The organism is Candidatus Nanopelagicales bacterium, assembly GCA_041393815.1.
Taxonomy (GTDB): Bacteria; Actinomycetota; Actinomycetes; order S36-B12; family JAWKJK01; genus JAWKJK01.
Genome location: JAWKJK010000002.1, coordinates 60,134 through 72,153, shown reverse-complemented (window position 1 = coordinate 72,153; position 12,020 = coordinate 60,134). Strand labels below are relative to the sequence as shown.

Below are 12,020 nucleotides of genomic sequence, written 5' to 3'. Positions count from 1 at the left end.
TGGCGGGGTTCCTCGCCCAGGTGGCCGGGGCGGCTGGGGCGGGTGAGACGGATCACGTGTCCTGCACCCGCCTCACGCCCCCGCCGGCACCGCGTCGAGGCGGCGGGCCAGCCAGCCGACGACGGGGACCACGAACGGGGCCAGGACCACGGCGTAGATCACGGAGGACAGCACCAGCGAGGGGACGTCGTCCCACAGCACCCGGGTGTCCCCCACCAGGCCCGCGACGGCGGCCCGCAGCAGGACCGCCGCCCCCGCGGCGGTGCCGACGACGGCCAGGGTCGGCAGCACCGGCCGGTCGTGGGGGTCGAGCACCACCCCGCACACGTAGCCCACGGCGGCGAGGGTGAGCGCCGTCAGCCCGACGGTGCCGTCGGCGGGGGGCACCAGGTCCAGGATCAGGCCCGCCGCGAACCCGGAGACCGACCCGGCGCCGGGCCCCATGGTCAGGGCGATCCCGGCCACGGTGACCAGCACCAGGGGCGGGGTCGCGCCCGGCAGGCCGAGCCGGGTGAGCAGGGTGAGCTCGACCAGCACCGACGTGACCAGCAGGGCCGTGACGAGCAGCCCGCGACGCCACGCCACGGTCAGCCCCCGCTCGGGGAGGGCTCGGGCCCGGTGCCCCCGTTGGTTGCCGTGCCGTCGGTGGCGGTCGCGCCGGGCTCCGTCGAGGGGGTCTGTGCCGGGGAGGGGGTGGCGCTGGGCGTCGGGACCGGCGGCAGCACGGAGTCGCGCGGGTCCGTGCGCGGCGGCTCCGTCACCACGCCGACGAGGTCCAGGGCGGAGACGTTGACGAACGGGCGCACGGTCGCGACCCGCGTCAGCTGGCCGGGAGTCCCTGCGACCTCGGTGATCTCGCCGATCGGGATGCCGGGGGCGTAGGGACGGCCGCCGCGCGAGCCGAAGGTCACCAGCCGGTCCCCCGGCTCGACCGGGGCGAGCGGGTCGAGCAGCTGCAGCTCCATCACGTCCTGCCGCCCGGTGCCGGACAGGATGCCGATCTCCTGGGACCCCGCGATCCGCGCGCCGATGGAGGTCGTGGTGTCGACGAGGAGCACGACGGTCGCCGTGTCGGGCCCCACGGTGACGACGCGACCGACCAGGCCGTCGCCGTTGATGACCGTCATCTCCGGGGCGATGCCGTCCTGCTCGCCCGCGTCGATCGTGACCGTCCAGGCGAATCCCTGCGCCGGTCCGACCGCAATCACTTGTGCGGGAACGGTTCTGTACTGCCCCGCCCCGGCGACGCGCAGCAGCGCGTCCAGCTGGTCGGCGCGGGCCTTGTCCGCGGCGTACGTGTTGGCGTCGGCGCGCAGCTGCTCGTTCTCGCGGCGAAGCTGCTCGATCTGGGCGTCCTTGTCGCCCAACGAGCCGATGTCGCCGAAGAACCCGACGACCGGTCCGAAGACGGTGGCCGCCGCCCGCTCGAGCGGCCCGAAGACCGTTGCGGCAGCGGAGCGGATCGGCTGCAGCGGTCCGCCCTCGCCGGCCCGCAGGTCGAGCACCACGAAGGTGAGCGCCGCCAGCAGCAGCAGGCCCAGGACGAGCCTGGTGCGCCGGGTGTCCCTCATCGTGTCTGCAGGTACGTCGCCGTCGCGCGCGGGGGAAGGGGTGGTGGGTTACCGGGAACGCGGGCCGCGTCAGTGACGCGGCTCGGAGATGAGCACCTGCTGCAGCGCCTCGAACTCCTCCACGCACTTGCCCGAGCCGAGCGCGACGCAGTCCAGCGGGTTGTCGGCGATCAGGATCGGCATACCGGTCTCGTGCCGCAGCCGCTCGTCCAGACCCTTGAGCAGCGCGCCGCCGCCGGTGAGCACGATGCCGCGGTCCATGATGTCGCCGGACAGCTCCGGCGGCGTACGGTCCAGGGTCGTCTTGACGGCGTCGACGATCGCATTGACCGGCTCGTCGATCGCGCGGCGGATCTCCTCGGCAGTGACCACGACGGTGCGCGGGAGACCGCTGACCAGGTCGCGACCGCGGATCTCGGCGTGCGGCTCGTCCGGGATCGGGAACGCGGACCCGATCGCCATCTTGATCTCCTCGGCGGTGCGCTCGCCGAGCATGAGCGAGTACTCCTTCTTGACGTACTGGATGATCGCGTTGTCCAGCTCGTCCCCGCCGACGCGGATGGAGATGCTCGTGACGATGCCACCGAGGGAGACGACGGCGACCTCGGTGGTGCCGCCGCCGATGTCGACGACCATGTTGCCGGTCGGCTCGTGCACCGGCAGCCCGGCGCCGATCGCCGCGGCCATCGGCTCCTCGATGATGTAGACCTTGCGCGCTCCGGCGGCGTAACCGGCGTCCTTGACCGCGCGCTGCTCGACCCCGGTGATGCCGGAGGGGACGCAGACGACGAGGCGGGGCTTGGCCAGGTGGCGGCGCTTGTGCACCTTCTGGATGAAGTAGCGCAGCATCCGCTCGGTGGTGTCGAAGTCGGCGATGACGCCGTCCTTCAGCGGGCGGATCGCGACGATGTTGCCCGGGGTGCGACCGATCATCTTCTTGGCCTCGACCCCGACGGCGAGGATGCCGCCGCTGTTCTGGTTGATGGCGACGACCGAGGGCTCGTTGAGCACGATGCCGCGGCCGCGGACGTAGACCAGGGTGTTGGCGGTGCCGAGGTCGACGGCCATGTCACGGCCGATGAACGACAGGTTGTTCGCCATGCGAGGAGCCAGGGCCTTCCGGGTTGGGAGCACGCGGGCACGTGGCGCCCGCGGCGCGTGCGAGCAGCCATGGTACGGCGCCCGGGGGGTGCTCGGCCACGCCGAGTCCCAGCCTTCACTCCCGCACCATTCGTCACATCTCACCCTGAGGTTGAGGGTGCGACTTGTGGGTGGCTACCCCTCGATCCGGGCGGCGCGGTCCCGCTCGGCGGTGCGCAGCCGCTCCTCGACCCGGTCCAGCAGCGCGGGGAACCCCGGGTCGGCGTCCAGGCCGTACGCGGCGGCGACGACCGCGGCGAGGTCGGCCCGGTAGTCGTGGCCCTCGCTGCGGAAGTCGCCGGGCTTCACGTCGGTGGCGTAGATGGTGTCCGCGAGCAGCTGGACCCAGGTCACCCCGGGCCGCCAGTGCATGTCCTCGGGGACGCCGCGGCCGCGCGGCAGGTCCGGGGCCAGCCACTCCGGCCGGCGGGCGACCACCTCGGGCCGGAACCGGTGGACCGGGTCGCCGTCGTGCTCGAGGAACCACACGCGCGCGTCCGGAACCTCTTGCCGCACAACAGGAATCTGCTCCGGACGATCCAGCGTGACGAAGTTGCCGACCAGCCGCTGCCGGAACGCATCGGCCTCGCGGCCGCCGGGCGTACCGACCCACAGCGCCCGGTGGACGCCGATCCGGTCCAGGTCCGCCAGGCCGGCGGGCAGGGCCGCCTGCTGCACCTTCGCACCGAGGCTCTCGCCGTACAGCAGCAGCCGCGGGCGGCGGTCCACGGGCCGGTCGGCCAGCACCTCGTGGATGCGCTGCAGCAGCAGGTGCTGGGTCTCCGCGGCGATCGGGACCCGGCTCAGGGACAGGAAGGACGGGAGCAGGCCGTAGGCCACGGCGACCGAGGCCACGTCGCCGCCGGTGTAGAGCTCGATCGCGTCGACCGGGGTGGGGTTGGCGTAGCCGGTGCCCGCCGGGCTCTCGACCAGCAGCCAGGACCGGTCGAACCCGCCGGTGCGCTCGAGCTCGCGGATCGCGAGGTCGACCCGGTCGTCGATGGTGGCCGCGGAGTCCCAGCCGACGAAGACGCGGACGGGACGGGAGCGCGGCGGCCGGCCCGTGACCGCGGCGATCACATCGGCGGTCGTGGCGGTGCCGACGAAGCGGCGGCCCTCGCGGCCGAGGCTGCTGTGGTCCACGTACGACGCCGGCGAGCCGGATACGTCGTCGTCGGTTGGGGGCGTGGCGAAACCGGGGTCCGTGCCACGACCGTCGGCGAGCAGCCGCTCGAGCAGGACACCGCGGCCACGCTTGACCACCTGTGCCACAACGGTTCCCGCCGTCACGCCGGCGAGAGTGAGGCCCACGGCGCGGCGTACGGTCGCACCGGCGTCGGCCGCCGGCTCGTCCGCTCGTCGGCGCGGGACCGTCAGTGCGGCGGCTCCGCCGAGAGCGGCACCGGCAAGGGCGCCGCCGAGCCCGGAGACGACGGCGACGGCGACCTGGGCCGGCCGCGGCCACGGCATCAGCGACGGGCGGGTGGACTGCCAGGCGGCGACCCCGCCGGCGACGAGGGAGCTGCCCGCGACGAGGGCGGCGCGGCGGGGGGCCACGTCAGGCGAGACCGGGGAAGAACAGGGCGATCTCGCGCGCCGCCGACTCCGGGGAGTCCGAGCCGTGCGTGACGTTGTTCTGCGTCTCGGTGGCCAGGTCGCCGCGAATCGTGCCGGGGGTGGCGTTGACCGGGTTGGTGGCGCCCATCATCGTGCGCCACTGGACGATGGCGTCCGGGCCCTCGATGACCGCGGCGAGCAGCGGGCCCGAGGTGATGAACGCCACGAGGTCCTCGAAGAACGGCTTGCCCACGTGCTCGCCGTAGTGGGTCTCGGCGATCTCGCGGGTGAGCGTGCGCAGTTCGGCCGCGACCAGCCGGAAGCCCTTCCGCTCGATCCGGCCCAGCACCTCCCCCACCAGGCCGCGGGCCACGCCGTCGGGCTTGACGAGGACGAGAGTGCGCTCGGACACGGGTACTCCGGGGGTGAGGGTGCGGTTCTCGCCGGCGGCTGCCGGGCCGCGCGGGAGCCTACCGGCCGGCACGGCCCGGCCCCGGCGCCGGCGCCGGCAGCGTCCCGGCCGGCAGCGTCCCGGCCGGCAGCGCCACGGCCGGCAGCGCCACGGCCGGCAGCGCCACGGCCGGCAGCGCCACGGCCGGCAGCGCCACGGCCGGCAGCGCCACGGCCGGCAGCGCCAGGGCCCGCAGCGCCAGGGCCCGCGGCCATCCGGCCTCGGTCCCGTGCGGTGAACCGGGACGCCGCCGCGAGATTCTCTGCGGGTGGGGGTTGACGCCGCCGCGCGGGACGACTAGAGTCGAACATGTGTTCGAGACTGTGGTCTCGGACGCGGTGCCCCTAGAGGCGACATGGCTGGCGTCGGACGGTTCGCCCCGACGCCCTCGGGATCGAGACGCGGACCCCCGTTCCCCGTCCTCGATCGCCGTCGGAGACTGCCATGTCGGTGGAGACGCTGCGTGACCCGGGCTCGGTGAGCCGTCCGGGCTCGGTGCGCGCGCGGCTCGCGGCAGTCCGTGGTGCCCTCGACGACGCCCTGTCGGTGGATCTCGCGGACCTGGCCGAGGACGAGCTGGAGTGGGCGGTGCTCGCGCTCCCCGGCCTGCTGGCCCGGGTCGAGGCGCTGGACGCCCGGGTGCTCGCGAGGTATGCCGACAGCGGCGCCTGGGGCCTGGACGGGCACCGCACCATGCGCGCATGGCTCCGGGCGAGAACCACTGCGGGAGAGGCGGATATCAGCCGCCGGATCGGCCTGGGTCACCTCGTGGACCAACACACGGTGATGGCCGAGCGGCTCGCGAGGGGAACCGTCACCGCGGACCACCTGCGGGTCCTGGCCTCGGTGTGGGGGAAGGCGCCGACCACGCGGCCCGCGCTGGAGGCGGCGGCCGAGGTGATCGCCGACTACGCCGAGCAGGCGCCGCCGCGGGAGCTGGCCCGATTCCTGACCGAGCTCACCCTCCGTATCGACCCCGACGCCGCGGACGCCGCTGACGAAAGAGCCCTGCGCGACCGCGCCGGCCTGCGGCTCACGGTGCACGACGACGGGTGGGTCCGCGTGACGGCGTTCCTGCCGCCGGACCTCGGGATCCGCCTCGTCGCCGTGCTGGACGCGGCCCTCGCGCCGCCGGACGAGGCCGCGACGCCGGAAGAGGCCGCGACGCCGGACGCGGCAGGGACGTCGGACGCCACGACCCCCGACCCGACGGCCCCCGACCCGACGGCCCCCGACCCGGCGCCGGTGCCGCGGGCGGTGCGCTACCTGGAGGCCCTGGGTCGCGTTCTGGACGCCGCCGAGACCGCCCTGACCGACGACGGGCGCCTGCTGCTCCCCGTCGGACGCGGATCCCGGCCCGTGGTGCACCTGACCCTCGACGCCCCGACCCTGCTCGGGCTCGCGACCGACAACGCGGCCGCGAGTGGCGGGGGCCCCGGCTGGCCCACCGGTCTCGGCTGGTCGACCGGGCCGGGCGGAGACGGCATGACTCGTGGACGGGTGCCCACGTCCCCGGAGTCCGTGCGGCGGCTGAGCTGCGACGCCGCTGTCCGTCGGTTGGTGCTGGACCCGGCCGGGATCCCGATCGACGTGGGCCGCGCCACCCGGGTCATCCCTACCGGGACGCGCATCGCGGTCGAGCACCGGGACCGGCACTGCCGATGGCCGGGGTGCCCCAGCCCGATCCGCGAGGTGCACCACGTCGTGCACTGGGCCGGCGGCGGGCCGACGAACACCGGCAACTGCGTCGGGCTGTGCTGGTGGCACCACCGCCAGGTGCACGAGGGAGGCTGGGTCCTCCGCGGGGACGCGAACGACAAATTGGAGCTACGACGTCAGCGAGATCCGTTGCGACCCAGCCTGTTCAGCCGTCCGCCGCGGGAGCCACGGGAACCGGGGAGGTCGGGGGATCCGGTGAGGTCGACGGGGTCGCGCGCACGACTCACGACGACGCCGACCGGGCCGCCTTGATCGCGTCGCCGCGGCTGCCGTAGTGGATCGCGACCCACCAGAGCACGGCGAAGACCACGCCGAGCACGAACATCGCCGGCACGACGAACCCGCAGGCGATCACGGCCGCCTGCAGGACCCAGCCGGCGGTGAGACCCCACGGTCGGCGCAGAGTGCCGATCGCCAGCAGGAGGAGGAGGGCCAGCGTGAACCCGCCCCCGACGACCAGCGCAGTGCGGTCGGAGCCCCAGCCGAAGTTGAGCGCCACCGGGATGGCCAGCAACACCACGATCGCCTCGAACGCCAGCACCGACGAGCAGAGCACCTTCACGGGGAGGCCTCGGCGCGGCGGGGCGGGGGCTCGCCGCGGCGCAGCGGGGGCTCGCCGCGGCGCGGCGCGGGAGGCTCCCCCACCAGCAGGCGGCGGGCGTCACCGACGGTCACGATCGACCCGGTGACCAGGACGCCGGCACCGCCGTACTCGCCGGACTCCTCGGCCAGCCGGACGCCGGCCTCCAGCGCGTCGTCGAGCCGCAGGACGACCTCGACCCGGTCCGGGCCGAACACGTCGACCGCGTCGGCCGCCAGGTCGTCGGCGGGCAGGCAGCGAGGAGATGAGTTCTGGGTGACCACGATCTCGGCGAGCACGGGCTCCAGGGCCTCGAGCAGGCCGCGGGCGTCCTTGCCCTCGAGCACCGCGACGACGCCGACCAGGTGGCGGAAGTCGAAGGAGTCGGTGAGGGCCTCCGCCAGGGCGCGCGCACCGTGCGGGTTGTGGGCCGCGTCCAGGAGCACGGTCGGCCCGCGGCGGACGACCTCGACCCGGCCCGGGCTGGTGACCGAGGCGAAACCGGCGCGGACGAGGTCGGGGTCGAGCTCGCGGGCCCCGCCGCCGAGGAAGACCTCCACGGCCGCCAGGGCGACGGCGGCGTTGTGGGCCTGGAACGGACCGAACAGCGGGAGGAGAACGTCGTCGTACACCCCGCCGAGGCCGCGCAGGGTGAGCTGCTGGCCACCGACGGCCACCAGCCGCTGCAGGACGCCGAACTCCAGGCCCTCGCGGGTCACCTCGGCGCCCACGTCGGCGGCGCGGCGGAGCAGCACCTCGGCGACCTCGGGACGCTGCTGGGCCATGACCAGGACGGAGTCGGGGGCGACGATGCCGGCCTTCTCGCCCGCGATCTCCTCGGCCGTCTCCCCGAGCAGCTCGGTGTGGTCCAGGTCGACCGGGGTCACCACGGCGACGGTGCCGTCGGCCACGTTGGTGGCGTCCCAGGTGCCGCCCAGGCCGACCTCGACGATGGCCACGTCGACGGGGGCGTCGGCGAAGGCCGCGTACGCCAGCGCCGTCATCAGCTCGAAGAAGGACAGCGCCGGTCCCCCGTCGGCCTCGCTGCGGGCGTCCACGAGCTGCGCGTACGGCAGCACCTCGTCGTAGGCACGCACCAGGCGGTCGGGCTCGATCGGGTCGCCGTCCAGCAGGATCCGCTCGCGCACGGAGGTGAGGTGGGGGCTGGTGTAGAGACCGGTATGCAGGCCGAAGGCGCGCAGCAGGGCCTCGATCATCCGGGCCGTGGAGGTCTTGCCGTTGGTGCCTGTGACGTGGATCACCGGGTACGCCCGCTGCGGGTCGCCCAGCAGGTCCACCAGGGCCCGCATGCGCTCCAGCGAGGGCTCGATCACGTTCTCGGGCCAGCGCGCCACGAGCGCCGCCTCCACCTCGCCCAGGCGCTCGGCGGGGTCGGTCGCGGTCACGGCCGGTGAGTCTACGGCGCCACGCGGGACGGCCCGGTGCCGCGGCGCTCCCTAGGATGTCGCCCCATGAGCGACCAGACCCAGCAGCCCCGCCCGGCCGGGGCCGCCCGCCTCCCCGAGAAGCCGACCATCGACGGCATCGAGGCGCGCTGGTCGCAGGTATGGGAGGACGCCGGGGTCTACCGGTTCGACCGCAGCCGGGAGCGCGCCGAGGTCTACTCGATCGACACCCCGCCGCCCACGGTCAGCGGGTCGCTGCACGTGGGCCACGTGTTCTCCTACACCCACACCGACCTGATCGCCCGCTACCGGCGGATGCGCGGGTTCGAGGTGTTCTACCCGATGGGCTGGGACGACAACGGCCTGCCCACCGAGCGCCGCGTGCAGAACCACTTCGGGGTGCGGTGCGACCCGTCGCTGCCCTACGCCCGAGACTTCGCGCCCCCGGCCGAGCCCGACGCCAAGCGCCAGGTCCCCATCTCGCGGGGCAACTTCATCGAGCTGTGCGAGCAGCTCACCGCCGAGGACGAGGTGGCGTTCGAGGACCTCTTCCGCCGCCTCGGGCTGTCTGTGGACTGGACCCAGACCTACCAGACCATCGACGACAACGCCCGAGCCGCATCGCAGAAGGCGTTCCTGCGCAACCTGTCCCGCGGGGAGGCCTACCAGGCCGAGGCGCCCACGCTGTGGGACGTCACGTTCCGGACCGCGGTGGCGCAGGCGGAGCTCGAGGACCGGGAGCGCCCCGGCGCCTACCACCGGATCGGATTCCACCGGCACCAGCCCGGCCCGGACGGCGAGGACCGCGTCCACATCGAGACCACCCGGCCGGAGCTGCTCGCCGCCTGCGTCGCCCTCGTCGCCCACCCCGACGACGAGCGCTACCAGCCGCTGTTCGGCTCCACCGTGACCACGCCCGGATACGGCGTCGAGGTCCCGGTCGTCGCGCACCACCTCGCCGACCCCGAGAAGGGGTCCGGCATCGCGATGATCTGCACCTTCGGCGACCTCACCGACGTGACCTGGTGGCGCGAGCTGCAGCTGCCGACCCGCCCGATCATCGGCTGGGACGGCCGGATCCTGCCGGAGCTGCCCGACTGGATCACCACCGAGCACGGCCGCGAGGCCTACCTGGAGATCGCCGGCGCCACCGCGCACACCGCGCGGGAGCGGGTGGTGGCAAGGCTCACCGCGGCCGGCGACATCGTCGGGGAGCCGAAGACGATCGTGCACCCGGTCAAGTTCTTCGAGAAGGGCGACAAGCCGCTCGAGATCGTCACCACCCGGCAGTGGTACCTCACCAACGGCGGGCGTGAGCCGGAGCTGCGCGAGCAGCTGCTGGCCCGCGGCCGGGAGCTGCGCTGGCACCCGCCGCACATGCAGGTCCGCTACCAGAACTGGGTCGAGGGCCTCAACGGCGACTGGCTGATCTCGCGGCAGCGGTTCTTCGGCGTCCCGATCCCGGTGTGGTACCCGCTGGACGCCTACGGCCAGCCGATCTACGACCGGCCGCTGGTGCCCACGGAGGACCAGCTCCCCGTCGACCCGTCGTCGGACGCGCCGGAGGGGTACGACGAGTCCCAGCGCGGCGCACCGGACGGGTTCATCGGGGACCCGGACGTGATGGACACCTGGGCCACCTCGTCGCTGTCGCCGCAGATCGCCGGCGGCTGGGAGCGCGACCACGACCTGTGGGCGCGGGTCTGGCCGATGGACCTGCGGCCGCAGGCGCACGAGATCATCCGGACCTGGCTGTTCTCGTCGGTGGTGCGGGCGCACCTGGAATCCGATTGCCTGCCCTGGACCGACGCCGCGATCTCCGGCTGGATCCTCGACCCGGACCGCAAGAAGATGTCGAAGTCGCGCGGCAACGTCGTCACGCCCATGGGCCTGCTCGACGAGCACGGTTCCGACGCCGTCCGCTACTGGGCCGCCTCCGGCCGGCCCGGCACGGACACCGCATTCGACGTCGGCCAGATGAAGATCGGCCGGCGGCTCGCGATCAAGATCCTCAACGCGTCCAAGTTCGTGCTCGGCCTGGGGTCGACCGAGGACCCGGACGCGGTCACGCACCCGCACGACCGGGCGCTGCTGGCGACCCTCGCGGACGTCGTCGCGAGCGCGACAGACGCGTTCGAGGACTACAACTACACCCGCGCACTGGAGGTCGCCGAGACCTTCTTCTGGTCGTTCACCGACGACTACGTCGAGCTGGTCAAGGACCGGGCGTACGGAGGCCAGGGCGAGGCGGCCGCCGCCTCGGCCAAGGCGACGCTGGCCGCGGCGCTGTCCGTGCAGCTGCGGCTGTTCGCCCCGTTCCTGCCCTTCGTCACCGAGGAGGTCTGGTCCTGGTGGCAGGTCGGCTCGGTGCACCGGGCCGCCTGGCCGACCGCCGAGGACGTGCGCGCCACCGCGGCCGACGGCAACCCGGCCCTGGTGGCGGACCTGGCCGTCGTGCTCAGCGCCGTGCGCAAGGCCAAGTCGGAGGCGAAGGTCGGCATGCGGGCCGACGTCGCCCGGGCCGCGGTCACCGGTCCGGAGACGACACTGACCCGGCTCGGGCTGGCCGAGGGCGACCTGCGCGCCGCGGGCCGGATCGCCGACCTCGCACTCACCCCCGACGACGCCGCGGCACTGGCCGTGACCGAGGTGGAGCTCAGCCCAGCCGGGGCATGACCTCGGCGGCCACCAGTGCCAAGTGGTCCAGATCGGACAGGTCGAGCACCTGCAGGTAGAGCCGGGTCGTCCCGAACGCGCCGAACCGCTGCGCCTTCGCGACCACCTCGTCCGGCGTGCCCGCCAATCCGTTGGCCCGCAGCTCGTCCACCTCGCGGCCGATCGCGGCCGCCCGCCGGGCCACCTCGGCCTCGTCCCGGCCGCAGCACAGCACCTGGGCGGCGGAGTAGACGACGGAGGCGGGGTCCCGGCCGCGCTCCACGCAGGCGGCGCGGACCCGCCGGTAGGCGGCGGCGGTGTCGTCCACCGAGGCGAAGGGCACGTTGTACTCGGCGGCGTAGCGCGCCGCCAGCGCCGGCGTCCGCCTCGGACCCGTGCCCCCGACGATGATCGGGAGCGGGTCCTGGACCGGCTTGGGCAGCGCGGGTGCTCCCCGCAGGCGGTAGTGGCTGCCGTCGAAGTCGAACGTCTCCCCCACCGGCGTCGACCACAGCCCGGTCAGCACCGCCAGCTGCTCCTCCAGCCGGTCGAACCGCTCGGCCACCGGCGGGAACGGGATGCCGTACGCGTCGTGCTCGGCCTCGAACCAGCCGGTGCCCAGGCCGATCTCGACCCGCCCCCCGCTCATCGCGTCCACCTGGGCCACGGCGATCGCCAGCGGGCCGGGCAGCCGGAAGGTGGCGGCGGTGACCAGCGTCCCCAGCCGGATCCGCTCGGTGTCGCGTGCCAGGCCGGCCAGGGTCACCCAGGCATCGGTGGGTCCGGGCAGGCCGTCGGCCTCGCCCATCGCCAGGTAGTGGTCGGACCGGAAGAACGCGCCGTAGCCCAGCGACTCGGCCGCCCGCGCGACGGCGAGCAGGTCGTCGTACGAGGCGCCCTGCTGGGGCTCGGTGAAGACGCGGAGGTCCACGGGCGGGCCG

11 protein-coding genes are annotated in these 12,020 nt (G+C 74.2%); 2 read left to right on the top strand and 9 right to left on the bottom strand.

Annotated features, from left to right (window positions below):
* Positions 1 to 72 precede the first annotated feature (72 nt).
* The 6 genes from mreD to R2737_05780 form a co-directional block, all read right to left on the bottom strand.
* The gene (gene mreD, locus R2737_05805; protein MEZ5115766.1) at positions 73 to 585 is read right to left on the bottom strand and encodes a rod shape-determining protein MreD; all 513 of its coding nucleotides are present in this window, start codon (positions 583 to 585) and stop codon (positions 73 to 75) included.
* Positions 586 to 587: 2 nt separating this feature from the next.
* Positions 588 to 1,571: a rod shape-determining protein MreC gene (gene mreC, locus R2737_05800; GenBank protein ID MEZ5115765.1), complete on the bottom strand. Its 984-nt coding sequence runs from the start codon at positions 1,569 to 1,571 to the stop codon at positions 588 to 590.
* 69 nt (positions 1,572 to 1,640) lie between these two features.
* The gene (locus R2737_05795; protein ID MEZ5115764.1) at positions 1,641 to 2,660 is read right to left on the bottom strand and encodes a rod shape-determining protein; all 1,020 of its coding nucleotides are present in this window, start codon (positions 2,658 to 2,660) and stop codon (positions 1,641 to 1,643) included.
* A 186-nt stretch (positions 2,661 to 2,846) separates the two neighbouring features.
* Complete coding sequence (locus tag R2737_05790) at positions 2,847 to 4,268, bottom strand: alpha/beta-hydrolase family protein (protein ID MEZ5115763.1); 1,422 nt, start codon at positions 4,266 to 4,268, stop codon at positions 2,847 to 2,849.
* Between the two features lies 1 nt (position 4,269).
* Positions 4,270 to 4,680 (bottom strand): nucleoside-diphosphate kinase, encoded by a 411-nt coding sequence (gene ndk, locus R2737_05785; GenBank protein ID MEZ5115762.1) that lies wholly within the window; start codon positions 4,678 to 4,680, stop codon positions 4,270 to 4,272.
* Positions 4,681 to 4,738: 58 nt separating this feature from the next.
* Positions 4,739 to 4,891: a hypothetical protein gene (locus R2737_05780; GenBank protein MEZ5115761.1), complete on the bottom strand. Its 153-nt coding sequence runs from the start codon at positions 4,889 to 4,891 to the stop codon at positions 4,739 to 4,741.
* Positions 4,892 to 5,163: 272 nt separating this feature from the next.
* Here R2737_05780 and R2737_05775 point away from each other — a divergent pair, with 272 nt between their 5' ends.
* Entirely contained in the window at positions 5,164 to 6,690 is a 1,527-nt protein-coding gene (locus R2737_05775) for a DUF222 domain-containing protein (GenBank protein MEZ5115760.1), read from the top strand.
* Here R2737_05775 and R2737_05770 read toward each other — a convergent pair.
* Positions 6,662 to 7,000, bottom strand: a complete 339-nt coding sequence (locus tag R2737_05770) for a DUF4233 domain-containing protein (protein ID MEZ5115759.1) — start codon at positions 6,998 to 7,000, stop codon at positions 6,662 to 6,664. The two genes, R2737_05775 and R2737_05770, sit on opposite strands and share 29 nt — an antisense overlap.
* Positions 6,997 to 8,424 (bottom strand): folylpolyglutamate synthase/dihydrofolate synthase family protein, encoded by a 1,428-nt coding sequence (locus R2737_05765; protein MEZ5115758.1) that lies wholly within the window; start codon positions 8,422 to 8,424, stop codon positions 6,997 to 6,999. The genes R2737_05770 and R2737_05765 overlap by 4 nt, the downstream gene beginning before the upstream one ends.
* A 66-nt stretch (positions 8,425 to 8,490) precedes the next feature.
* Here R2737_05765 and valS point away from each other — a divergent pair, with 66 nt between their 5' ends.
* Positions 8,491 to 11,100 (top strand): valine--tRNA ligase, encoded by a 2,610-nt coding sequence (gene valS / locus R2737_05760; GenBank protein ID MEZ5115757.1) that lies wholly within the window; start codon positions 8,491 to 8,493, stop codon positions 11,098 to 11,100.
* Here the strand turns inward: valS and R2737_05755 are convergent.
* Positions 11,081 to 12,010, bottom strand: a complete 930-nt coding sequence (locus tag R2737_05755; protein MEZ5115756.1) for an LLM class F420-dependent oxidoreductase — start codon at positions 12,008 to 12,010, stop codon at positions 11,081 to 11,083. The genes valS and R2737_05755 overlap by 20 nt on opposite strands.
* Positions 12,011 to 12,020: the final 10 nt, after the last annotated feature.

Excerpts from the sequence above, each read along its gene's own strand:
- mreC (MEZ5115765.1), bottom strand. The coding sequence starts at position 1,571 with ATGAGGGACACCCGGCGCACCAGGCTCGTCCTGGGCCTGCTGCTGCTG.
- R2737_05775 (MEZ5115760.1), top strand. The coding sequence starts at position 5,164 with ATGTCGGTGGAGACGCTGCGTGACCCGGGCTCGGTGAGCCGTCCGGGC.
- valS (MEZ5115757.1), top strand. The coding sequence starts at position 8,491 with ATGAGCGACCAGACCCAGCAGCCCCGCCCGGCCGGGGCCGCCCGCCTC.